The organism is Limnospira fusiformis SAG 85.79 (assembly GCF_012516315.1).
Lineage (GTDB): Bacteria > Cyanobacteriota > Cyanobacteriia > Cyanobacteriales > Microcoleaceae > Limnospira > Limnospira fusiformis.
The window spans coordinates 3,067,145-3,091,776 of the sequence record NZ_CP051185.1; the positions used below are offsets into that span (position 1 = coordinate 3,067,145).

Consider the following 24,632-nt stretch of genomic DNA (forward strand, 5'->3'; position numbering starts at 1 on the left):
TTGAGTGTAGGATGATGCTGATACGCCAGGGATGTGGTTTCTCCCCCCACTAGGGGAATAGCAGTCAAGGGGGATAGTCTTTTAGATAAGGGAATTAGAAGGGACAAAAATTAGGAATGGCCAATATTGTGTTTACTTCTCGCAATCGATTAGGGACTCGCCGACGACAACTTCGCCGTCAGCGACGTTTAAAATTGGTTCGGGTGATTTGGCAGGTTCTGGCGGTCGGAGGTATTTCTGGGGGGGTATTTTGGGGAATTAGTCAGCCGATTTGGTTAATTAAAGAAGCTGAACAGGTCGAGATTAAGGGTAATCAGTTACTTTCTCAGCACAATATTCGCTCACACCTGCCTTTGTCCTATCCTCAATCAGTGTGGCAAATTCAACCTTCAGCTATTCAACAAGCCTTGATCGATAATGCTCCCATATCGGAAGCGATCGTGATTAGGCAGGTATTTCCTCCCCGCCTTACTATAGAAGTGACTGAACGAGAACCTGTGGCGATCGCTCAACCTCCCATAGGAACTACTACCCCAGGAACTGAGGCGATCGTTGGCTGGTTGGATGCTGAAGGTAGTTGGATGCCATTATCAAGTTATACTGAGCTAGAACAAACAGGTCAACTGCCAAATCTGAGAGTAATCGGTAACTTTGAGATGTATCGACCCCATTGGCAGCAGATGTATAGTGATCTGAGTCGCTCCCCGGTTGACATCCATGAAATTGACTGGCAAAATCCAGCTAATATTATTTTAATGACTGAGATCGGCGAGGTGCATATTGGCTCATACAGTACACACTTTTGGGAACAGTTGCAGGTTATCGATCGCATGAGAAAATTGCCGGAACAAGTTGATGTGAGTCAAGTGGACTATATTGATCTCAGAAATCCCAACTCTCCCTTGGTGTTAATGATCTCAGATCAGTCATCACTATCAGAAGCCTCCTTCTCTAAGTGAACCCTTGACTACATCCCTGTATAGTTTAAATCATTATTAAACTAACCAGGACCGGGGAGAGATTCCTAGGGTCAGTATTCAGAGCCGGGAACAGCTTAAACTGGAACCAAAAGGAAAGACTTGACCATCTAGGTGTCACTAACTATCTAAGTCCTACTGTCCTGATAACTGCTATATTAGCGTTTTGGGTTGTTAGCTCAACTTAAACAAACTTAGTTGACTTGGACTTGTTTAAATATTAAAACTGATTCATCTACCCCAAATACTTAAAATGATGCTTGATAAGAGCAATCTGGGATCTACCCCAAATAACAACCAACCTGAAGGAAAAGCCAGCCTGTGGACGGCAGCAGAATCGGCTAACCCCTTTCGCCAAAATAATGAAGGATTAAATAATCATAATAATGATGGTAACGCCGTCCCTAATGAACAGTCCTGGAGTAGTGATATTGTGCCTAGCAACGCTGCCAAAATTAAAGTTATTGGTGTAGGGGGAAGTGGCGGAAATGCCATTAACCGGATGATTGATAGCGAGGTCTCCGGTGTCGAGTTTTGGGCCGTCAATACCGATGCCCAAGCCCTTACTCAGTCTAAAGCATCTAAACGCCTTCAGGTTGGTCAAAAACTGACCAGAGGTTTGGGAGCTGGCGGAAATCCGGCGATCGGTCAAAAAGCCGCTGAAGAGTCCCGGGATGAAATCGCCCAAGCCTTAGACGGTGCCGATTTGGTCTTTATTACCGCTGGTCTAGGTGGCGGCACCGGTACTGGTGGCGCTCCCATTGTCGCCGAAATCGCCAAAGAAGTTGGAGCCTTAACTATTGGCGTAGTTACCCGTCCTTTCACCTTTGAGGGACGGCGACGCATTTCCCAGGCTGACGAGGGAATTGCCGCCCTTCAAACTCGCGTTGATACCCTCATTGTGATTCCTAACAATAAGCTCCTGTCCGTCATTAATGAGCAAACCCCTGTACAGGAAGCCTTCCGCTATGCTGATGATGTATTGCGCCAGGGGGTTCAGGGTATTTCTGATATTATTACCATTCCCGGATTGGTGAATGTGGACTTTGCTGATGTCCGTGCCGTCATGGCTGATGCCGGTTCCGCTTTATTGGGTATTGGTATTGGTTCTGGTAAGTCACGCGCGCGGGAAGCTGCCTTAACTGCTATTTCTTCGCCTTTATTAGAATCCTCCATTGAGGGTGCGCGGGGAGTTGTATTTAATATTACTGGAGGCACAGACCTGACCTTGCATGAGGTCAATGCTGCCGCCGAGACCATTTATGAAGTCGTCGATCCTAATGCTAATATTATTTTTGGGGCCGTCATTGATGAACGGATGCAGGGTGAAGTCAAAATTACCGTCATTGCTACCGGGTTCACCGGTGAATCTAAATCTACTGTTCCCCAATCCGGCAGAGAGGTTCCTTTGTCTCGACCCATAACTTCTATTCCTCAGCAGCGCACTATACCGACTCCTGCTCCTGAGCCACAACCTCAGCCCCAGGAACTTGATATTCCCGATTTTCTCCGTCGTCGCCGTCCGCCTCCTGGTCGGTAGATCATCAAAAATTCCTAAATTCCTATCCCCCCTTAACCCATCTGATTACCGGGTAGAGGGGTTATTTATGGGAATTGGGCGCTGAGGGTCATAGCGTGTTAAGCAATAATTAAATTCTTCGCCACTTTCCGGATCTGAGGTTAGCCTATAGGTATCAGAAGGGCAATTTATAGTTTCCATTAAATTATGTCTAGCACTTATAAAAACGGACACGCTTTAGTAATTGGGGTTGGTCAAGATTTACCCAACACCGTTAATGATGCTGAGGGTTTAGTTGCCATTCTCACCGACCCGTCCAGATGCGCCTATCCACCCGAACAGGTGACATTATTAGTTAATGAAAAAGCCGATCGCTCTCAGGTATTAGAAGCCCTAGATCAACTCGCTAAAACCACCAATTCCGAGTCAACTGTAGTTATCTATTTTTCCGGTCATGGCTATCAAGTCGCCTCACCTACCGGGGAGTTTTATTATCTCATGCCCTATGGCTACAACATTAATAAACTCTATCAAACTGCTATTAGTGGTCAGGAATTTGCCGAAAAACTTAAAGCTATTACCTCCCAAAAACTGTTAATTTTATTGGACTGTTGCCATGCGGGAGGCGTGGGAGAAGCCAAAGCACCAGGACTAGAAATGGCTGCCTCTCCTTTACCGCCTGAAGCCATCAAGTTATTACAAGAAGGTCGAGGAAAAGCCTTGATTGCCTCCTGTAAGGAAGATGAACTCTCATATCTTTATAAACACAAACATAATAGCGAATTTACCATGGCTTTAATGGAAGCCTTTTGTGGTTCTGGGGTGGCTAAAAAAGATGGTTCGGTGAGGGTCGCCGATTTAGCCTTACATACTCGCCAGGTCATCCCCACCCGCACCCAAGACCGACAACACCCGGTTTTACACTATGAAAATGCTGATAATTTTGTGGTGGCTTATTATGCGGGGGGAAGCATAGAACCCAAAGGGTTGCCATTTCCGCAAGCGACAGAAGAACCGGAAACCGAAACGGCGGCTAAGTCTCAACCTTCCGTGGTGTTTGACCAAAAAGACCAAACCGTTGACAATCAAACTAATATTGCTGGAAATGTGGGAGAAATTGGGAAACAGGAAACCCATATTTCTGGGGGGTTTAATCAACCCGGTTGGAAGGTTGGCGGTGATGTGATTCAATCACAGCGAGATGTGGTTATCGGTGCGAAACAACGGAAAACCAATGACTCCGAAGATGAATAGTAAAACAGAGTAATTTGCAGGTAAATAATCATGGTAAAATCATCAGAACTGAATCAGAATCCCCTTGAAGATGAAACTCATATTACTGGGGGGTTTAATCAACGTACCTGGGAGGTTAATGGTAATGTTATTCAAGGGAGTTCGGTAACTGTTTATTTATCTGCTTCTGCTTATACGATACCCACGGAGAAGGAAACTAAGCGGACTCAATTGGGGGAGAATCCTTATCGGGGATTAGATGTATTTAGAGAAGAAGATTCTATGTACTTTTTTGGGAGAGAAAAGCAAATTGAGCGACTGTGGGAAAAATTCCGCGATTTGAATGAAGATGAATCGGCTTATCGATTTTTGCCGATTTATGGAACTTCTGGTTCCGGGAAATCATCATTGACGCGATCGGGTTTAATTCCAGAATTGAATAAAAAACCTTTATTCGGTTATCAAAAAGCTCAAATTGCCGTCTTATTTCCGACTACTCATCCCCTGGAGTCCTTGGCGACGGTTTTGGCGCGAATTGTGACCAATGACCCTTCACCAGTGGAAAAAACCGCAGAATTTGAACGGGTGTTAAAAAATCCCAGCGATAGGGGAGAGTATGAAGGGTTACGACGCATTGCGAATCAAATCCCGAATATTCATGAGTCGCTTCTGGTGGTGGTAGTGGATCAATTTGAGGAAGTTTTTACTCTCTGTAAAGACGATGAAGAAAGGAAGGCTTTTATTGCTAATTTACTCTGTGCGGCGAAGGATGCAGATAGACATACTTCGGTTATTGTCACCATGCGGAGTGATTTCTTGCGGGAAACTCAACAAGATCCGGGGTTAGATGGGTTATTTTCTAGTAATGGCTTTTTGGTGCCGAGTATGCAGCGAGAAGAGTTAGAAATGGCGATCGCCAAACCCGCAGAACTCGCCGGACATAGCCTCGAACCTGCAATCATTCAACTATTAATTGAACAAACCCGGGGAAGGGAAGGCGCTCTCCCATTGCTTCAGTTTGCATTACAACGCATTTGGGAGGGGTTAGAAGATGGTATAGACCCCGCAGAAACCTTAGAAAAAATTGGGGGTGTGGGGGGTGCTTTAGCGGGGGAAGTACAACGTTTATATGAGTCCCTAAGTCCAGAAGACCAAAGTTTAGCGCGTCGCATTTTTCTAGCTTTAGTCAACCTAGACGAGTCCGACAAAACCACCCGCCGCCGCGCTCCGGTCTCCGAATTAATTAGCAATAAACAGGAAGAACCCGCCATCAAATCAATTATTAGGCGTTTTTCCGCCAGAGGTGTCCGTTTCCTGTCTACCTCCCAAGACCCCCAGCAAGGTGAAACTCTGGAAGTCACCCACGAAGCGTTAATTCACAATTGGGATAAGCTACAAGGTTGGTTAAGTGAACGTCGGGAACAATTGCATCAAAAGCAGAAATTTGAGCGATATGCAGAGGAGTGGCGTTCTCAAAATAAATCCCCAGATTATTTGTTACAAAGTCGCATTCTTCGGGATGCTCGGGAGTTTAATAAAACGGCGGCTCAGGAAGTGGCATTATCTGAGTTAGCCACGGAATTTATTAAGGCGAGTCAGACTGAAAAATGGCGCAAAAGATTTAAAAGTCTGGGAATTTTTGGAGTTGTTCCAACATTGTTAATTTTAATTCCAGTTCATTTTTGGATTATTTACGAAACTGAAAAGATTTTGAATAGAGATGGGTGTCAATCATATCCCGGAATGAGATTAAGACTGCAACATATGTGGATAACTGGGAATATGGGTGATTTGAAGGACATCAATCTTTGTGGTCAATCACTAAGAAATATTCATCTTCGTAACTCAGACATTCAGGATTCAAATTTTGATAACTCTTATTTTGATAAAGCAAATTTGTCGGCTTGTATTTTAGCTGAATCTAGCTTCAGAGGAGCATCTATGGTTGGTGTTAATTTTGAAAGTTCAGTGCTTCCTCACGCAAATTTTAAACCATTGGAGGAACCTGATCTAAAACGTTCTGACCTAACTAAAGCTAATCTGGATGGTGCTTGTCTTTATGATGCTAAATTTGATCATTCATTTTTAAGGGAAGCAACTTTCAGAGACGCTGATCTAAAAGACGCTAGTTTCATAGGTGCTGATCTAACAGGAGCCAACTTAGATGGCGCAAAAAACCTGTCAGACGTTCAACTAAGTGAAGCCATACTTTGTCAAACAACCTTGCCTGATTATATTAACGTTGATGGCAATCGAGATTGTACTAATTCTGATGTAGAACAGCAAAATCTCAATATTTGTTGTAGGGAAACTTGTGATACAATATTCAGTCACGACCCTTTCCGTAATCAACTTTTTGATAATTAAAAAAGTGCATTATATATTAACGCATAGCCACCCATGCACCATTGACTAATTTGCTTGCGGTTCGATCAGTGCATACACGAATACCTTTTCCTCTAATATAATAGCAGCGTCTTGGCTGTCTTGGCCACCTCCTGAGATAAGCTCGCCCTCCTCCTTGAGGACCACCAGGATCTATCTCACCCTCATCAAACAATTGTACAAAACGTAACAAGACTTTAATAGCTTCTTCTCTAACTTGAGGATGGCTACCTTCTAGCAGAGCTTCAGATAAAACATCAATAGTTTTTTCTTGTAGTTGGGACAATGCCTCTATATGTTCCAACTGTATTTGTTCCCTGGTCTCTCGTTTTTCGTCATCATTTTTCTGTTCAAAATCCAAATTATTTATAATATATTCTATTCTGTTTATCAGTTGTGCAGAATCAGAAGGCATGGTTGGTTTTCTCCTAGTTAAAGAAATTGTCGGTAAAGTTGATTTAGGTGTTGACAGCAGAGACTCTCCCGATCGCGATCGCACTACAGCTTCAGCATAGACCAAATCTGGGAGTTCCTGCCTAACTTGCCCATCCATATTTTTTTTTGCGGGCTAAAATTACTACCAAACACCCCCATTCTCCCACATTTAATCAGCCATCAGGAATCATTTGACAAAACTTTACATTAACTCTCGAATCCCCCCTTATCTGATTACCGGGTAGAGGGGTTATTTATGGGAATTGGGCGCTGAGGGTCATAGCGTGTTAAGAAATAATTAAATTCTTCGCCACTTTCCGGATCTGAGGTTAGCCTATAGGTATCAGAAGGGCAATTTATAGTTTCCATTAAATTATGTCTAGCACTTATAAAAACGGACACGCTTTAGTAATTGGGGTTGGTCAAGATTTACCCAACACCGTTAATGATGCTGAGGGTTTAGTTGCCATTCTCACCGACCCGTCCAGATGCGCCTATCCACCCGAACAGGTGACATTATTAGTTAATGAAAAAGCCGATCGCTCTCAGGTATTAGAAGCCCTAGATCAACTCGCTAAAACCACCAATTCCGAGTCAACTGTAGTTATCTATTTTTCCGGTCATGGCTATCAAGTCGCCTCACCTACCGGGGAGTTTTATTATTTCATGCCCTATGGCTACAACATTAATAAACTCTATCAAACTGCTATTAGTGGTCAGGAATTTGCCGAAAAACTTAAAGCTATTACCTCCCAAAAAATGTTAACTTTATTGGACTGTTGCCATGCGGGAGGCGTGGGAGAAGCCAAAGCACCAGGACTAGAAATGGCTGCCTCTCCTTTACCGCCTGAAGCCATCAAGTTATTACAAGAAGGTCGAGGAAAAGCCTTGATTGCCTCCTGTAAGGAAGATGAACTCTCATATCTTTCTAAACACAAACATAATAGCGAATTTACCATGGCTTTAATGGAAGCCTTTTGTGGTTCTGGGGTCGCTAAAAAAGATGGTTCGGTGAGGGTCGCCGATTTAGCCTTACATACTCGCCAGGTCATCCCCACCCGCACCCAAGACCGACAACACCCGGTTTTAAACTATGAAAATGCTGATAATTTTGTGGTGGCTTATTATGCGGGGGGAAGCATAGAACCCAAAGGGTTGCCATTTCCGCAAGCGACAGAAGAACCGGAAACCGAAACGGCGGCTAAGTCTCAACCTTCGGTGGTGTTTGACCAAAAAGACCAAACCGTTGACAATCAAACTAATATTGCTGGAAATGTGGGAGAAATTGGGAAACAGGAAACCCATATTTCTGGGGGGTTTAATCAACCGGGTTGGAAGGTTGGCGGTGATGTGATTCAATCACAGCGAGATGTGGTTATCGGTGCGAAACAACGGAAAACCAATGACTCCGAAGATGAATAGTAAAACCGAGTAATTTGCAGGTAAATAATCATGGTAAAATCATCAGAACTGAATCAGAATCCCCTTGAAGATGAAACTAATATTACTGGGGGGTTTAATCAACCTACCTGGGAGGTTGGTAATGTTTTTCAAGGGTGTTCGGTAACTGTTTATTTTGTTTATTTATCTGCTTCTGCTTATACGATACCCACGGAGAAGGAAACTAAGCCGACTCAATTGGGGGAGAATCCTTATCGGGGATTAGATGTATTTATAGAAAAAGATTCTATGTACTTTTTTGGGAGAGAAAAGCAAATTGAGCGACTGTGGGAAAAATTCCGCGATTTGAATGAAGATGAATCGGCTTATCGATTTTTGCCGATTTATGGAACTTCTGGTTCCGGGAAATCATCATTGACGCGAGCGGGTTTAATTCGAGAATTGGATAAAAAACCTTTATTCGGTTATCAAAAAGCTCAAATTGCGGTATTATTTCCGACTACTCATCCCCTGGAGTCCTTGGCGACGGTTTTGGCGCGAATTGTGACCAATGACCCTTCACCAGTGGAAAAAACCGCAGAATTTGAACGGGTGTTAAAAAACCCCAGCGATAGGGGAGAGTATGAAGGGTTACGACGCATTGCGAATCAAATCCCGAATATTCATGAGTCGCTTCTGGTGGTGGTAGTGGATCAATTTGAGGAAGTTTTTACTCTCTGTAAAGACGATGAAGAAAGGAAGGCTTTTATTGCTAATTTACTCTGTGCGGCGAAGGATGCAGATAGACATACTTCGGTTATTGTCACCATGCGGAGTGATTTCTTGCGGGAAACTCAACAATATCTGGGGTTAGATGGGTTATTTTCTAGTAATGGCTTTTTGGTGCCGAGTATGCAGCGAGAAGAGTTAGAAATGGCGATCGCCAAACCCGCAGAACTCGCCGGACATAGCCTCGAACCTGCAATCATTCAACTATTAATTGAACAAACCCGGGGAAGGGAAGGCGCTCTCCCCCTGCTTCAGTTTGCATTACAACGCATTTGGGAAGGGTTAGAAGATGGTATAGACCCCGCAGAAACCTTAGAAAAAATTGGGGGTGTGGGGGGTGCTTTAGCGGGGGAAGTACAACGTTTATATGAGTCCCTAAGTCCAGAAGACCAAAGTTTAGCGCGTCGCATTTTTCTAGCTTTAGTCAACCTAGACGAGTCCGACAAAACCACCCGCCGCCGCGCTCCGGTCTCCGAATTAATTAGCAATAAACAGGAAGAACCCGCCATCAAATCAATTATTAGGCGTTTTTCCGCCAGAGGTGTCCGTTTCCTGTCTACCTCCCAAGACCCCCAGCAAGGTGAAACTCTGGAAGTCACCCACGAAGCGTTAATTCACAATTGGGATAAGCTACAAGGTTGGTTAAGTGAACGTCGGGAACAATTGCATCAAAAGCAGAAATTTGAGCGATATGCAGAGGAGTGGCGTTCTCAAAATAAATCCCCAGATTATTTGTTACAAAGTCGCATTCTTCGGGATGCTCGGGAGTTTAATAAAACGGCGGCTCAGGAAGTGGCATTATCTGAGTTAGCCACGGAATTTATTAAGGCGAGTCAGACTGAAAAATGGCGCAAAAGATTTAAAAGTCTGGGAATTTTTGGAGTTGTTCCAACATTGTTAATTTTCATTCCAGTTCATTTTTGGATTATTAATAGAGGGCGAGAAGTTTTATTTACAGAAACTGACTGTAAACCCAGTCCTGATGCTATGTTTTTAATAAAATATATGATAAGAACTGGCTATGGACGTGAGCTAAGGGGAGCAAACTTATGTAATCAAGCATTAGGAAATATTGATTTTTATCAAGTTAATTTATCCCAAGCTAATTTTCGTAACTCTCGCCTTACAGGTGCTAATTTTAGGCAGTCAATTTTAAAGGAAACAGACTTTAAAAAAGCCTTTCTCCTAGGAGCATATTTTCAACGTGCTTATCTCAGTAATGCTAATTTTCAAGAAGCAAACCTGACCAATACTGATTTTTCAGAAGCTAATCTACAATATGCAAATCTACAAGGAGCAGATTTGAGAAATGCTAATCTGGTAGGAGCTAATTTTTTTGAAACAAATCTTATAAACACTGTTCTCCTAGATGCTAACCTTGAGAATGCTTTGTCTTTACAAGTGGAACAAATTAGACAAGCAAAATTATGTCGGACTACATTACCGAGCTATATTGATATTCAATCAGTTAATCCAAACAAAGATTGTTCTACTTAAGAGGCTATTCACCCTTTAACTTTTTTAGATTATATTATTACAATTGATTATTACAATTGTTTGGTGGGTGATTCCTTATTTCACCAGTATTTTGATTTTGCCACTTGGTAACCTTTCTTCCATCTTCCATCAAATCAATTTTCATCCATATCTCTCCATTGGATGTTCCACATCCATCAAAGAAATAACTTTCAGTAATATAATTATTATCACTAATTCTAGAGCTAAACTCTCCTAATGCTTCGGCTGCTAAGGCGGCTACTTTCTCGTCTGCTTCTTCTATAGCCTTAATTAAAATGCGTGTGGCTAACTTTTGATATTTCTGAATCCTGAGCAGGCTTTTGGCGGCGGAAACGTGCTTTTTCTGAATGGGTTGGGGTTCAACACTGGCTAGGTTGTTGATATATGATGATTTGATTTGCTCAATAATCTCTTGATTTCTCAAGTTAAAACCAGCTTGTGCTAGGGTGGTTTTGGCGGATTTTAGGATATCATTGACAAGGGATTCCTTAACTGTTTCTGGGTCGTCCCAACTTTTCTCTAGTTGCTGTAAACAAGCTACCAGAGCCAGTATGCCTTCGGTCCGGGGAGAGCGATCGCTAAAATTTTGCCGGGAGATATTTAGTTCAACGGCTTCGATTTCTCCCGCTTCGATTTTGCCCTTTAAAATATTGTCGAAATCATTTAAAATTTCATCGAATTTATTGTTGAGTTTGGGATAATTGTTAGACATGGTGACTTGACTCCTAGTTGCTGAAATTGTCGTTAAAGTTGATTGAGGTGTTTCCGGTTCTATGCTGTGACTGTGCCAAGTATTTGATAAGCCATGATCCGAGGCTGCATCAGGTACATAACTGGCTGCTGATGGACTGTCACAATCACAATTGATAGGGGCTGATAAAGCCGGATTAAAAGTATCATCAGCCTGGGAATAATCGATGATTTGAGAGTGGGATGCTTCCTGATTATTTACCTGTCTGAGGGTAGCAATGGCGTTCCCAGCATCAACTAAGCCGTAACCCGTGGCTAGGTCGCGACCCGGACCGGCTGTTGGTCGGCTGAAATAGTAATTAGAAGAACCCTTGACTACATCGATCGCACTTTTCTCTAAAATTATCTTAGCACGCACCGGAGATAAACCCGGATCCAACTGTTTTAATAGCGCACAAACCCCCGCCACTTGGGGCGCAGCCGCTGATGTACCACTAAAAGCCGCCCAGCCATCATTGGGTTCTGTACCATCCTCAAACTCAGCACATTTGATATCATTGGAAGACCCAGGCGGCACAGGTAGCATAATATAGGCGGCGTGGGGGAGCTGTCCTACCAACCCGCAGACATCGGGAACCTGTCGCCCTCGATAAACCGGACTGTGGAAAGCACTGGAATAGTTACTCGCTTCTAACTCTCCCTTTGTGGGTCCGTCAAGATGCTTATAAACTCCCCCAGCAGCGATCGCATTGGGATGTTGACCAGGAAAAGACCAATGACCATTTCCCGCCGAAAAAATGACAATTATTCCCCGCCGCACCGCATCCGCTACTAAGGTGGCTAAGACCTTATTAGAAGGTGAAAGTTCCGAACTTCTCTGATCTGAACCCCAGCTACAGGAGATAATATCAGGTCGCTGGGCGATCGCCGTTCTAAAAGCAGCAATAGAATTAACATTGCGGGATTTACCACGGATCGCCACATCAGCTTTAACCATGATAAAATCAACTCCCGGAGCCACTGCAAATAAATTAGCAGATTCTCCAGTTCCGTGACCGTTTGTATCAATATGTTTATCCGTCGAACCGGGGGCGAGAATCACCTGACCCTGATAGTTATGGTGAGTAAAAAAGGGGTGATTATACCACCCAGAATCCACCATTACTACTTTCACACCCCGACCGTCAATTCCCCCATCATGAGCCTGGTTGGCATTTAGAGCCTTGGCTAAACAATCGGGTACAGATAAATATTGCGAGACTGCTGGCGGCGGAACAGCAGAGGGAACACCTGACCCAAAATAATAAACAGGTTCGTTAATGGCTACCCCTACCAGTTCTGTATTCCAACTGCTCTGAGAAATATCAATTTCCCCAGGGGGTTTATCATCAACCGCATCAATAAATTGAGCCGTGCTAGGCTGACCCAACTCTTTAATTACCTGATATTCAACATGGCGGAGAGTCGTCTGGAAAGACTGCTCATAAAGCTCAGGAGAGCCGCAAATACTAATAGAACCGCGACCTTTGCATAGGACATTAAATCCGGTATCCCTGAGCCTTTCTGCTGTGTATTCAATCAGCCGTGGATCAGCGTCAAACAGGGTGACATTTTCACTGGTAACTAACGTTTGTGTTGACAGCAGAGACTCTCCCGATCGCGATCGCACTACAGCTTCAGCATAGACCAAATCTGGGAGTTCCTGCCTAACTTGGCCATCCATATTTTTTTTTGCGGGCTAAAATTACTACCGAACACTCCCATTATCCCACATTTAATCAGCCATCAGGAATCATTTTACAAAACTTTACATTAACTCTCGAATCTGATCCAATAGTTCAGTCATGGAAATCCGACCCGATAGAAATTTGAGGGTGAGATGTTGAGTTAAACCCTGTAAGTCTGTGGGGATATGTTGAATGGGGGAACTGTTAGGTTTGGTATCAGGAGAAGTTTTAAATAAACCAGAATTGTCTAAAACCAGAATCGGCGGAATTGTTAAATCATCATGCTGAGAATTACCCAGGTTAACTAAAGCCTCTAAAGCGTTTCGGAGAATGGGGGAAGTTTGATGGCGCACACAAATCAGCAATAAATCGACACTCTGATACTGTAATTGTTGCATAATTTCTTCCCAGGTTCTCCCCATAGTTCCCCGAAATCCTGCTGTTTGGAGATACTGAATCAATGCTTGCTCAATTTTGCTGGTTTGGTCAGCCGGGGGATAAAAATTCGCCCTTTGATTACTTCCATCATCATCTAGGTTTACTAAGTCTGGTAATGTCAACAAATCCACCACCAAAATATGAGATTTCCAACTCATCCCCGCCGCCACTTGAATCACCTGTAAAAGACCTGGGTCAGCTTGTCGCCTCCTAGACCCCATATAAGTCTGGCTAATTTGAGGTAATAGACAGGGGAAAACCGATAATCCTTGAATTTGATTGGCTGCTTGAGTTGTGGGTGTGTCTAGGGTGACTATGGGAAGATTAGCTAGATGTTTTTCATCTTTCAATTCCAGCAAAAATGCCATGGGGTCATCAAGGTAATTAATAGACTCTAAAACCATAACATTAGGATGCCAAATTCTCGCCAGTAGTTCCGCCTGACCCAAATCATCAGCTTCCAAAATCCGACAAGGGGAAGTTTGAGAAGTGTCGTTAATGGGTGATGGCAAGTTTTTGTCGGTTAAACTACCTGCTAAGCCTTGGTTTAATTCGTCGTGGTCAACTGGATTTAACCACAGGACTGTTAATCTCTTAATTGGTGCGATCGAGGGGGTTTTTTCCAGTTGATTAATCACTAACTTTAAATCTGACTTCTCGACAGGTAAACTCAGAAAACCATCACAGGTTACTTTCATAGCCCGCTTTTTTTCCCCTAAAGTAGCTGTAATAAATACGGGAATTTGACAGGTATCTACATCGGCTTTCAGCAAGGTTAGCACATCCCAACCTGATAAAAGTGGCAGTAAAGGATTGAGAAAAATCATCCGAGGTTGCAACCTTCTGGCTTTTTCTAAAGCCTCGGTTCCCGTCCTGGCGACGATGGCTCGATAACCCAATTTGGAGAGTTTATCACTCAAATCATCAATATATTTGGGGACGGCTTCGACAATCAAAATTAACCGAGATTGTCCCTGGGTAGTGGGACGAGATAAATTGGTTTTAGGGTATGGAGAGGATGGATAAACGTCGGCTTTTTCCCAGTCTAATTTATCTGATTTCCAGCCGTTTACGGGAGGGACGGGAGGCAAAAGTAAGGTAAACTCAGTGCCTTTTCCTTGGTGGGAAATAAAGCTAATATCTCCACCATGAAGCCGGGCTAATCTTTGACAGAGAACTAATCCTAAACCTGTGCCTTCAAATTGACGATTTAGGGGACTTTCTAGCTGTTGGAACTTTTCAAAAATCAGATGTTGTTTTTGCTCGGGAATGCCAATACCTGTATCCCAAACTGTAAACACGATCCAATCCTCCCAACGGTTAACCCGTAAACCCATATAACCACCATCAGGAGTAAATTTAAAGGCATTAGAAATTAGGTTGATTAGCATCTGGCGTAGACGCAATTCGTCGGCTTCAATAGTTTCTAGTCCGGGTTCGATTTCGATGCTAAATTTTTGGCTACCTAAGCTAGATTGACTATCCTTAATATCACCCTGCTGGTGCAGGTGCAGGACGGCTTCTAAAGCGCGATCGCATACGGTTTGAATGTTCACACCTTCGGGAGTTAGTTCTAACTGTCCGGTCTCAATGCGGGTTAAATCTAAGATATCATTAACCACCATCATCAGATGTCGTCCGCTTTGGTGGATCAGTTTGGCGTATTTAGCTTGGCGATCGCTTAATTCCCCCAAGGCTTTATCTTTCAGCAAACTAGACAACCCCAAAACCGCCGTCAAGGGAGTTTTCAGTTCATGGCTAATACAGGCTAAAAACTCATCTTTGAGTCGATTTAGTTGGATTAAATCGGCATTTTTAGCGGTCAACTCTTGAGCGACTCGATATTGTTCTGTGATATCCTGAGCAATAATTAACCACCATTTATCAAAGCATTCTGTTAAACTTGGCTGTACCAAAGTCTGGCGGGTAAATTGCCACACTCGCTGCTGTTTGGATTGTGGACAAATACAGATATATGTTTCCGAATTAGACCCGATATCGCACCAGTTAGGGATATCGGAGATACACTCGTCTAACTGGCTGGTGTTGGGGTTAACCGCTGTGGTGGAGGAGATGGACGACCCTGGCATTGGGGAAGCCATGGTAGAATCGTCAGAGTTGCCACTGAGACGGACATGGGTTTTAGTGGAGTTGGGAACCCATTGGTTGACTGTTTCAGCGGCTTGCTGCAAGACTTCTGGTTCATTTCCGACCTGTTGCACCCAAGCCGTATTCTGCCCCAGGATTTCCCCGTTTTGGGTTTGAATCATCATGGGTAGTGGCAATTGGTCTAGGAGTTGCAACAGGGAACCGAGAAACGAATCAAACCCCCCTTTCTGGACGGGTGACTGATATTCCGCCAATTGGACTGGCTGACTAACTAGATATGGCAGTAGTTTGGCTAAGTCAATCAGCCCCAAAAATTCCTGTTTTTGATTAATGATAGCCAGAGGGGACAGACCCTCTGTTTGATGATTCTTACCGGATTGACAATAATAGGGATGCCATCCTAAATCATAACCAATTTGCTGCAAATAAGCCCAAAATTCTGGCCAATCTAAATAAGCGGGAATTAGAAGCAAGGGTTTAATGAGGCGATCGCTTAGATCGGCTAGGATGGCTTTTGTTAATGGCCGCTTTTTATTTTTTGTCGAAAATAAATAGGTAGTTAAATTACGCAGATACACTACCCCAATGGGATATTGCTGTTGGTTAACAACCACAACGCAATCATGATCACCTTCTGAGAATACTGACCACAACTGATCAACGGTGATATCCTGACCACAAACTGGCACCCTCTTGATTATTGTCGGAAGAGAGATTTGAGAAAACATGAAAAAACTTGAACCCCAAACTGGTTTGGTCGCAGATACCTATGAGAGTCAATTTTCAGAGGAACTGCTCCCACTGATTTATTTTAGCCAGGAATAATGACTAACTTCAAATTTAAGTATTTTCTTAATCTTTCCTAACTGACATCCTCAATCATTGAGTAATCATAAGTCTATAGAGAAATTATTAAATTTTATGACTAAGGGCGCGAGATTTGGTTACCATTCCTCACAGGGGACTCAGGCTGTTAGTAACCATGGAGGGGTTGATCCCTGCTGGGTGGTTATGACACTGCAATTGCCTCCCAAGTGTTACTGGGCTGGTATACTGACCTAAGTTCAATTAGCTATAAGTTAAACCATGGGACAAGGAGATTATAGTCGTCAACAACCATATTTCCATGATCCCAAGGTAGATAAAGCCATTGAGGATATCTATGCTGATTTGGATAGCTGGACTTATGAGATTGACAAAAGCCAACCATCAAGATTTAATACTGTCAGCTTTTATGTAGTGTTACCGCCAGTTTTTTATGAGGGGAGATTTATCAAAGGATTTTATTATAGTGAGTCGGTGGATTTGCTGAATCATGTCTTGCCGAATTTATCCCGTTATTTCTTCTCGTTGGCTTACTCGATGTGGTGTTCCTATCCTTGGTCACAAACGGCTGATGCCTATTCCTGTTTGTATAATAACCGCGATCGCGCCCGGTGGTTTTTCCGAAATAATCCCGTTGATAAAGTGTTGATGACTTGCTACAATTCGGACTTTATTAATGAGTATATTATCGCCCCGAAACCCATAGAGACAAAAGATATTGATTTGCTTTGTGTTTCTCGGATTGCTCCCGAAAAGAATTTGCCGATGATTGCTAGGGGTTTAAAAGTGTATCGGCAAAAATATCAACACCACATTAAACTCTCTTTAATTGCTGGCGATCGCCACCTAGACTTTAATAACTTTGATAATAATGATGAGATTACCCGGAAAATTTTGGCAGAAATCACGTCAATACTAGGGAATCCCTGGGATTATATTAATTTTATCAAGTATGCCAACAATTATCAAGAAATGCCAGCATATTATTCACGGTCAAGGGCTTATATTTTGGGGTCATTATTAGAGGGTAAAAATCGCAGCCTGAGTGAGGCGATGAGTTGCAATATTCCGGTGATTTGTTTTGAGGAGTTTAATCAATACGCGAGGGGAAGCGATCGCCTTTTTCCCGAAGCGGCGGGTTTATGCGCCCAATTTGACCCCGAATCCCTAGCAGATACCATTCATCAAGTCTTAGCAAATCCGGGATTATTTAAACCCCGATTAAGCTATTTAAAACATCGAGGGAGAAAGAACTTTTTTAATACCTGTCTGACCGCCTTTCCCTATTATCAACAATCCATTCCCGACTACCACCATAACTCACCTTTTCATAGTCTGTGGCTAGATTTAGCCATTCAGGACAACTATCAAATGAGTCTATATGATTTCCTCTATGGACGATCTGAATATTCCCATCTCAGAGGTCTGGTGAATATTTATAAACATCTCAATCAGTGGTTAGGCTGGCTACAGAGTCAAATAAATCGGAAATACCCCGGAATTTTGACCAATAAGCAACCGGGTTGATTTGGTAAAAGGGGCTTGCCAAATTGCTCCGATTGTGATATAATGTGCTGGCTTGACCCAAAAGATATGGTTAGATAATATGACTAACGAACCATCCCAGGTCTGCCCAATTTGTGGCGTAAAAATTGTGAAAGCACCCGGAGGCGATCGTGTTTTATTCTCAGTAGGAGCGCCCGGAACCAGAGCCAGATTATGGGCGCGGGTGTGTCAGTTTGTGAAAAAACCAGGCTGCATAAATTCCGACCCCGCATTAATTGGTGAAACCAAACCCACAGACCCCTATCGACCGCAATAAATAGCCACTTTTACCAAAAGCAAAATTTGCGTTTTCCATTAGGCAAAATAGTCCGCCAGTTAGTGCGTGCTAAAGCCAACTGTTCATCCCCCACCATACAACCTCTAAGATTAGCACCGCATAAATTAGCACCTCGCAAATTAGCGCGAGTCAAATATGCACCCTGCAAATTAGCACCTCTCAAATCCGCCTTTTCCAGATTAGCGGTACTCAGATAGGCATTTTCCAGATTAGCATTTTTGAGTTTAGCCTGAGTCAATCGTGCGCGGCCAAAATTAGCATCTCTCAAGTCAGCATTTTGAAAATTAATATTACTAAGTCGCGCCTGATAGAAATTAGCACCTCTCCATTTTCCCCCGGACAAATTTAAGCCACTCAATTCACAATCGCCAAAATCTCGGTGTCCCTGACTAAAAGCACTACGGAAATTATTTTCATTCCAATTATGGGAAGTAGAAGTTACGGTTTTCTGAGATAAGCCATCACTATGAATCGCAGTTACGGGAGCTCCCCGAGTAGCACTTAATCCCCCCCGGACAGGTCGTTTAGGGGTAGAGATTTCAGTCATTTCCTGTCGTTTTTTGCGTTCTCGGCGTTCCCGAATCAATTTCACTTCCCTTTGGGGAGCAGTCATCATTATGGAGGTTTTATCATCGTTATAAATAGTTTGTTCTTCGGGTGGTTCTGGTTTGGGTTCAGGTGTGAATTCTGTAACTATAGGCTGAACGGACATATTAGCAGATAAATCATCTTCTGCATCATCCTGATGATCAAGAGCATATAAAACATCTTTGGCGGACTGGTAACGCTGATAAACGGACACCGCCAACATTCTTTCTAAGACCAAACCAAAAGCATCACTGACATGGGTATGTTCTCGCCAGTGAACTTCCCCGGTGGTGGGGTTATGTTCCAAAGCGCTGGGAGATTTCCCGGTCAGTAAATAAATACAAGTCATTCCCACCGCATAAATATCACTAGCATAAACAGGTCGTAAAGACATCTGTTCCATGGGAGCAAATCCCGAAGTTCCAATGGCAAAATTAGTAAAAGCGGTTTCTCCAGTTCCCATCATGGTGGCTTGATTTACTTTATCCTTAACCGCGCCAAAATCAATGAGAACTAAACGATTATCCTGACGGCGACGAATGATATTAGCGGGTTTAATATCCCGGTGAATGACCTCTTGAGAATGGATATAATCGAGTAGTGGTAAAATATCCCGCAGAAACTCCTGAGTTTGTGCTTCGGTATAAGGTCCATTGGCTCTAACTTCTTGTTTGAGGGTCAAACCATCAACAAATTCTTGGACTAAATAAAACTGTTTTTTCCCGACAAAGTAATCTAAAAGACGGGGAATTTGGGGATGATCACCAATTTTCCCCAGAGTTTTCGCCTCCCGCTGAAAAAGCTGTTGTGCCATTTCCAGGACTTTTTTAGAAGTGGCAGAAGGTCGCAATTGCTTAACTACACAAGCAGGATAGCCGGGAAGGGATAAATCCCGCGCTAGAAATGTGGCCCCAAAACCCCCCTTACCAATGGGTTTAACGACTAGGTAGCGATTTCGTAGCCGTAGCCGGGAACCACAAGCCTGACACTTGACAGCCTCGTTAGGGTTTTCGGGATTAGGACAACTGGGATTGGTACAGTAACTCATGGCGGTTGGAGATAACTCAATTTAAGATTAACGTCAGACCGCGAATTCGTGTAAGTAGCTATGTATATAGCAAGGCACAGGGAACTGATACATTTACGCGACATTTATCCGGCTATTGCCTGACAATGCGACGATAGCACTATTACCCGTTAAGGTAACAGAGGCGGTATCCCGCAAAGCTTTTAGAAAGATTCCAAAAGCACCGTTCCAGTCCCTGGGTAGAGTGAACCCACACTCCGGACATCGGAACACTTTTGAGCCACCTAGCTGGGAATGCACATGACCACAGTGAGTACAGGTTTTGCTGGTGTATTCTTCCGTCACATCTACAACTGTGGTTCCAGTTATCTCGGCTTGATGTCTCAGGGTTAGTTTGAATCGATAATGCGCCCATGTCAGCATGGCGCGGGCAGTCTTGGATTTGATTTTCCGCTTGGCTTTGGCAACCATGTTGGAAGTCTCGAAGGTCGGCAGAAAAATTATGCTGTAGTTGTGAGTCAAGTAGTGAGCAATTTGTTTGTGGGCTTCATCAACTAGATTGCGGATTTTGGTTCTCATTCGTTGAGCCGCTTGCCTCATCCGTCGCCTCCTTGAACGACAGGGTTCCTTGGCGATTCGGCTCATCAAATCATCCAAATGTTGACATAGCCTAGTAATGCGTCCAATATTCCCGGAGCCAAATTCCAGAAACCGAGAGCCATCAAACCCAGTTATGAAAGTTCGCACACCCGGGTCTAATGCAATTACGCCATTCGCTTCAGTTGGGGTAACGGCAACTGGTTCAGGGAAAATCGCAAACCATCGACCTTTGGTAAACACCAACTGAGTCCCTTGCCCGCAAGTTTTAGGGATGGGTTCGGAAACCATGAAAGTTAATCCTTTCGTGAGTCTTGGATACCAACTCCCTGAAGAGAAATTAGTATTATTGAACTTAATCCCTTGAGAGCTGTCACGACAACTTCTAAACCTGGCATCAGGACTGGCGGTCAAAGCCTGATAGGCATCAAAGATGGCATTTTGCCGAATGTGGCAGGGTGTTTCTTTGACCCATTCGGGTAAGTCACTCTGCATCACTTTATTGCGTAACTTTAACTTGCTTAGTCGTTTACCACTCCGGGATAATGCAATTGCTTGGTTGTAGCAATACCGACAAGCAGCCAGCCATTTACGCCAGACTTGATTTAGCTCGGGGCTGGGGTAAATCCGGATCTTCTTTGACCTGAGTTTTGTATTTACTCCGTCCGTATAATCTGGAGCTAAAGCAGTGGAGGATGGCGAGGATGTCCTCAACCATTTGTCGTTCTGGACTGAGACTTGTCTGGTTGAGAACCATGAGTTGGCACCTGTTTTGCTCACAGAGCCATCGAAACCAGTCAAATCCAAATCTGGCCAATCGGTCTTTGTGGGCAACGACAACCATGCGGACATCTCCTGACAAGACTTGTCCCAGTAAGGCCAGCATTTTCTTTCCCTTGAAGTTGAGCCCGCCTCCGATTTCTGAGACGACTTCTGCTTCGGGGTAGAGGTTGGACAGTGCGGCCACCTGTCGGTTGAGGTCGGACTGCTGGGCGCGGCTACTAACTCTGGCATAGATAACGACTTTGCGTTTGTCACTGCCTGAAATGGAATCAGAATATGACTCAACGTTGTATCGTCGTTGCCCAGCGGGGGTTCTGATGGTCTCGATTGAGCCATTTTCGTCCCATCTGCGGAGTGTTCTTTCATGGACTCCAAGGATTTTGGCCGCTTCCTTGGGTTTGACATATCTGGCAATAGGTTTATCCTCAACTCTTCTCGCTTATTATACCGTATTGCCCTAAAATGTTAACCTAATTTGAGATTAAATCATGCTCTTAACAGCAGGTCAAAGGATTTGATCTTGGATATTTCAGGAATAATAGTCGATCTCCTCACTCTGTAGACCTAACTACCATTCTAAGACTACCATTCTAAGACAATTAACATGGTGGGTCTGCTCTATCTCTATGTATACCCATTATTGCCTAACTTTCTATGGGAACCTGTAATCAGGGGAATTAACGACTATTATCAACGATCGCAACCCCAAAATCCAGTAATTGCTACCATCATCGGCTAACAGGTCTCCAGAAAAAAGTTTCGCCACTAGGCTAGTTGACTCCTTAGAATGGAGAATCGGACAAAAAAATTGAAGTGATATGCGGATCTCATTAAACTGGTTACGAGAACTGGTAGACATCAGTATCAGTCCCGAACAATTAGCGGAAACCCTGACGGTAGCGGGATTTGAAGTAGAAGATATCGAAGATCGCCGCACTTGGGCCGATGGTGTGGTATTAGGGAAAATCGCGGAAATTGCACCCCACCCTAATGCGGATAAACTGCGAGTCTGTCAGGTAGACATAGGACAAAGCGATCGCCTAAATATCGTTTGTGGGGCCCCTAATGCAGCAGCAGATATGATTGTGGCTGTAGCGACCATTGGGACTTATCTCCCCGCCATTGACCTGAAGCTAAAAAAAACTAAGCTGCGGGGTGTCCCCTCTATGGGAATGATTTGTTCCCTATCAGAATTGGGTTTAGAAAAAGAATCACCAGGTATCCATAACTTTGATTTAGACAACCCTGTGCTGGGAAGTGATGTCCGACCCCTAATCGGACTCGATGACGTGATCCTGGATGTCACAGCTACCGCTAATCGCGCGGACGGGTTGAGTATGGTAGGAATTGCTAGAGAAGTGGCGGCTTTGACTGGCGGGAGTTTGAAAATTCCTGACGCGGCGGGGGTATTAATTGGCGACCAAGACCCAGCAGGTGGGTTGGAAATTGACATTATGGAATCCCAAGCCTGTCCTACCTATATCGGAGGTGCGATCGCCAATGTAAAAATTGCCCCCTCTCCTGATTGGCTAAAACGACGGCTACAGGCGGCGGGAATTCGTCCCATTAACAATGTCGTCGATGTCACCAACTACATTTTACTAGAATGGGGGCAGCCTCTCCACGCTTTCGATCGCGATCGGCTCACTAACCTGACTGGATCTCAAAACCTGACTATCGGGGTGCGTTTTGCTAAGGCTTCTGAGTCTCTCAAAACTCTTGATGGTCAAACCCGCCAGCTACAAGACCAAAATCTGGTGATTACCGCTAATGATCAACCGGTTGCTTTAGCGGGGGTTATGGGAGGCGAGGATACGGAAGTTCACGAGGGGACGACTAATTTAATCCTAGAGGCGGCGGTGTTTTCTCCGGTGGCTATTAGGCGATCGGCGCGTGTTCAGGGTATCCGCACGGAATCGTCTACCCGTTATGAACGCGGCATAAATCAAGCTGAACTGGCTCTGGCTTGCCGTCGTGCTATATTATTAATCTCGGAACTAGCTGGGGGAACTGCTACGGTTCAGAAATCCGCCAGCGGTGCTACCCAAATGCGGATGACTCAGGAAGTTTCCCTGAGTCTCGATCGCCTTAATGCTATTTTAGGACCCCTCAAGCGGGGAGAAGATACGGAGGTGGAGTCCTATTTACAACCCCCAGAGGTTGAAAGTATTTTAACTGCTTTGGGATGTGGTACTAGCCGCCAAGAGGGGGAATCGGTAGTCTGGACGGTGACAGTTCCCCCCTATCGTCAACGGGACTTAGAAAGGGAAATTGACCTGATTGAAGAGGTGGCGCGATTATATGGATATGACCGCTTTTCTGATACTCTTCCGACTCAGAGTGTCCCCGGTTATTTACCACCAGAAGAAGCGGCTAAAAGAGACTTGCGATCGGCTTTTCGCGCTGCTGGTTTGACTGAGTTGATGCACTATTCCCTAGTTAAACAACAAGGGGATAATCAGGTGGTAATTGCTAATCCTCTGTTCGTGGAGTATTCGGCTTTACGAACTGAGATGTTATCTGGGTTAATTGATGCTTTTGTGTTTAACCTGGAAAATGGTAACGGTCCGTTAAATGGGTTGGAAATTGGCCGGATTTTTCGGCGTGATGGAGAAGTTTACCAGGAAGAAGATGCGATCGCTGGGGTGATTGGTGGCGACCCGTCTCAGGGTCGTTGGGTCAACAGTGGCAAGGATAATCCCATGAGTTGGTTTGAGGCTAAAGGTGTGTTAGAATCCGTGTGGGAGCGGTTGTCTTTGTCTGTGGAATATCGCCAAGAATCTGATGTAAAAATGCTTCATCCTGGACGGACGGCTACGTTATGGTTAAATGGCGATCGGCTGGGAATTTTTGGTCAACTACACCCCCAAATTCAACGGGAAAAAGAACTTCCTGAAGCTGTCTATTTATTCGAGTTTCGTCTCCCGGTACTCACGGCTGCTATTACGGCTAAGGATTACTTAAAGCGACCTTTTCAGTCCTATTCTACTTTCCCCGCTAGTGACCGCGACCTGGCCTTTTTTGTGGCGGATTCGGTGTCGGTGGCTGATTTGCAAAAAACCATGATTAAAAATGGTGGTAAAATCCTGGAATCGGTGGATTTATTCGACGAATACCGTGGCAAAAATGTTCCCGAAAATCAGCGAAGTTTGGCTTTTCGTTTGGTTTATCGGGTTGGCGATCGCACCCTTACTGATGAGGACATAGAACCCTTACAGCAAAAAATTAGGGATGCTTTGGTTAAGGAGTTTCAGGTCAGTTTGAGAAGTTAGTTAGTCTCCCTTTATCCCCCCTCCTTCCCTTCTTGGGGGGAGGTTGACTCCTCTTGTCGATAACCACCCACTTCTGAGAATTTCCTCAAAATCACATAGACACCTATTACCATGGCTCTGGTATAATGTGATAATATCTATGGTGGTGATTAGTTGACGACATTGAGAAGGTTATGGCAAAATATATCATGTTGGGTAGCTACTGTGAAGACGTTTTGGCGAAACGGGAACCCTACCGACCAGAACATTTACAGGGTTTAAAGGAACAAAAAGAATCGGGGGTTTTAATTACTATTGGACCCACCAAAGATCTAACTCAGGTTTTGGGGATTTATGAGGCTGAATCAGAGGCGATCGTTCGCGGCTTGGTGGAAGCTGACCCCTACTGGAAAAATGGGATCTGGACTGAGTACAACGTGAAAGAGTGGATTCAAGCATTCTAGTCTATTATCACACATCAATATAGGTGAAGGCAAGCCTCAGTCATCACCTATTTA

General features: G+C 44.1%; 16 protein-coding genes. 10 read left to right on the forward strand and 6 right to left on the reverse strand.

Going from position 1 to position 24,632, the window contains the following annotated elements; translation table 11 throughout:
- The first annotated feature begins 116 nt into the window (after positions 1-116).
- The 4 genes from HFV01_RS14385 (at position 117) to HFV01_RS14400 (ending at position 6,096) form a co-directional block, all read left to right on the forward strand.
- Positions 117-959, forward strand: a complete 843-nt coding sequence (locus HFV01_RS14385; RefSeq protein WP_006669767.1) for a cell division protein FtsQ/DivIB — start codon at positions 117-119, stop codon at positions 957-959.
- Positions 960-1,230: 271 nt separating this feature from the next.
- Entirely contained in the window at positions 1,231-2,517 is a 1,287-nt protein-coding gene (ftsZ, locus tag HFV01_RS14390; RefSeq protein ID WP_006625893.1) for a cell division protein FtsZ, read from the forward strand.
- 186 nt (positions 2,518-2,703) lie between these two features.
- Entirely contained in the window at positions 2,704-3,750 is a 1,047-nt protein-coding gene (locus HFV01_RS14395; protein WP_193521229.1) for a caspase family protein, read from the forward strand.
- Between the two features lie 30 nt (positions 3,751-3,780).
- Positions 3,781-6,096, forward strand: coding sequence for an nSTAND1 domain-containing NTPase (locus HFV01_RS14400; RefSeq protein ID WP_193521230.1), 2,316 nt, complete (start codon positions 3,781-3,783; stop codon positions 6,094-6,096).
- A 16-nt stretch (positions 6,097-6,112) separates the two neighbouring features.
- Here HFV01_RS14400 and HFV01_RS14405 read toward each other — a convergent pair whose 3' ends face one another.
- Complete coding sequence (locus tag HFV01_RS14405; RefSeq protein WP_318286264.1) at positions 6,113-6,529, reverse strand: HEAT repeat domain-containing protein; 417 nt, start codon at positions 6,527-6,529, stop codon at positions 6,113-6,115.
- A 395-nt stretch (positions 6,530-6,924) separates the two neighbouring features.
- Between HFV01_RS14405 and HFV01_RS14410 the strand changes: the two genes are divergently transcribed.
- Positions 6,925-7,971, forward strand: coding sequence for a caspase family protein (locus HFV01_RS14410; protein ID WP_193521232.1), 1,047 nt, complete (start codon positions 6,925-6,927; stop codon positions 7,969-7,971).
- Between the two features lie 30 nt (positions 7,972-8,001).
- On the forward strand, positions 8,002-10,215 hold the full coding sequence (locus tag HFV01_RS14415; RefSeq protein ID WP_193521233.1) for an nSTAND1 domain-containing NTPase: 2,214 nt from the start codon (positions 8,002-8,004) through the stop codon (positions 10,213-10,215).
- Positions 10,216-10,252: 37 nt separating this feature from the next.
- Here HFV01_RS14415 and HFV01_RS14420 read toward each other — a convergent pair whose 3' ends face one another.
- Positions 10,253-12,649 carry a S8 family serine peptidase gene (locus tag HFV01_RS14420; protein WP_318286265.1) on the reverse strand — a complete coding sequence of 799 codons (2,397 nt, stop codon included), beginning with the start codon at positions 12,647-12,649 and terminating at the stop codon, positions 10,253-10,255.
- Between the two features lie 84 nt (positions 12,650-12,733).
- Complete coding sequence (locus tag HFV01_RS14425; protein ID WP_396442686.1) at positions 12,734-15,889, reverse strand: ATP-binding protein; 3,156 nt, start codon at positions 15,887-15,889, stop codon at positions 12,734-12,736.
- A gap of 397 nt (positions 15,890-16,286) precedes the next feature.
- Here HFV01_RS14425 and HFV01_RS14430 point away from each other — a divergent pair, with 397 nt between their 5' ends.
- Positions 16,287-17,552, forward strand: coding sequence for a glycosyltransferase (locus HFV01_RS14430; protein WP_008050547.1), 1,266 nt, complete (start codon positions 16,287-16,289; stop codon positions 17,550-17,552).
- Positions 17,553-17,631: 79 nt separating this feature from the next.
- A complete protein-coding gene (gene nblD / locus HFV01_RS14435) occupies positions 17,632-17,847 on the forward strand; it encodes an NblD family protein (protein ID WP_006620255.1) in 216 nt (71 codons plus the stop codon).
- Between the two features lie 10 nt (positions 17,848-17,857).
- Here nblD and HFV01_RS14440 read toward each other — a convergent pair whose 3' ends face one another.
- From HFV01_RS14440 to HFV01_RS14450, 3 genes are all read right to left on the reverse strand, one after another.
- Positions 17,858-19,504, reverse strand: coding sequence for a serine/threonine-protein kinase (locus tag HFV01_RS14440; protein ID WP_006620254.1), 1,647 nt, complete (start codon positions 19,502-19,504; stop codon positions 17,858-17,860).
- A 93-nt stretch (positions 19,505-19,597) separates the two neighbouring features.
- A complete protein-coding gene (locus tag HFV01_RS14445) occupies positions 19,598-20,713 on the reverse strand; it encodes an RNA-guided endonuclease InsQ/TnpB family protein (protein WP_228116581.1) in 1,116 nt (371 codons plus the stop codon).
- Entirely contained in the window at positions 20,670-21,278 is a 609-nt protein-coding gene (locus HFV01_RS14450; RefSeq protein WP_071829334.1) for an IS607 family transposase, read from the reverse strand. Before HFV01_RS14450 ends, HFV01_RS14445 begins: the two co-directional genes overlap by 44 nt.
- 403 nt (positions 21,279-21,681) lie before the next feature.
- Here HFV01_RS14450 and pheT point away from each other — a divergent pair, with 403 nt between their 5' ends.
- Together pheT and HFV01_RS14460 are read left to right on the forward strand one after the other, a co-directional pair.
- Positions 21,682-24,135 (forward strand): phenylalanine--tRNA ligase subunit beta, encoded by a 2,454-nt coding sequence (gene pheT / locus HFV01_RS14455; RefSeq protein WP_006669777.1) that lies wholly within the window; start codon positions 21,682-21,684, stop codon positions 24,133-24,135.
- Positions 24,136-24,308: 173 nt separating this feature from the next.
- Entirely contained in the window at positions 24,309-24,578 is a 270-nt protein-coding gene (locus tag HFV01_RS14460; RefSeq protein WP_006620252.1) for a YciI family protein, read from the forward strand.
- Positions 24,579-24,632: the final 54 nt, after the last annotated feature.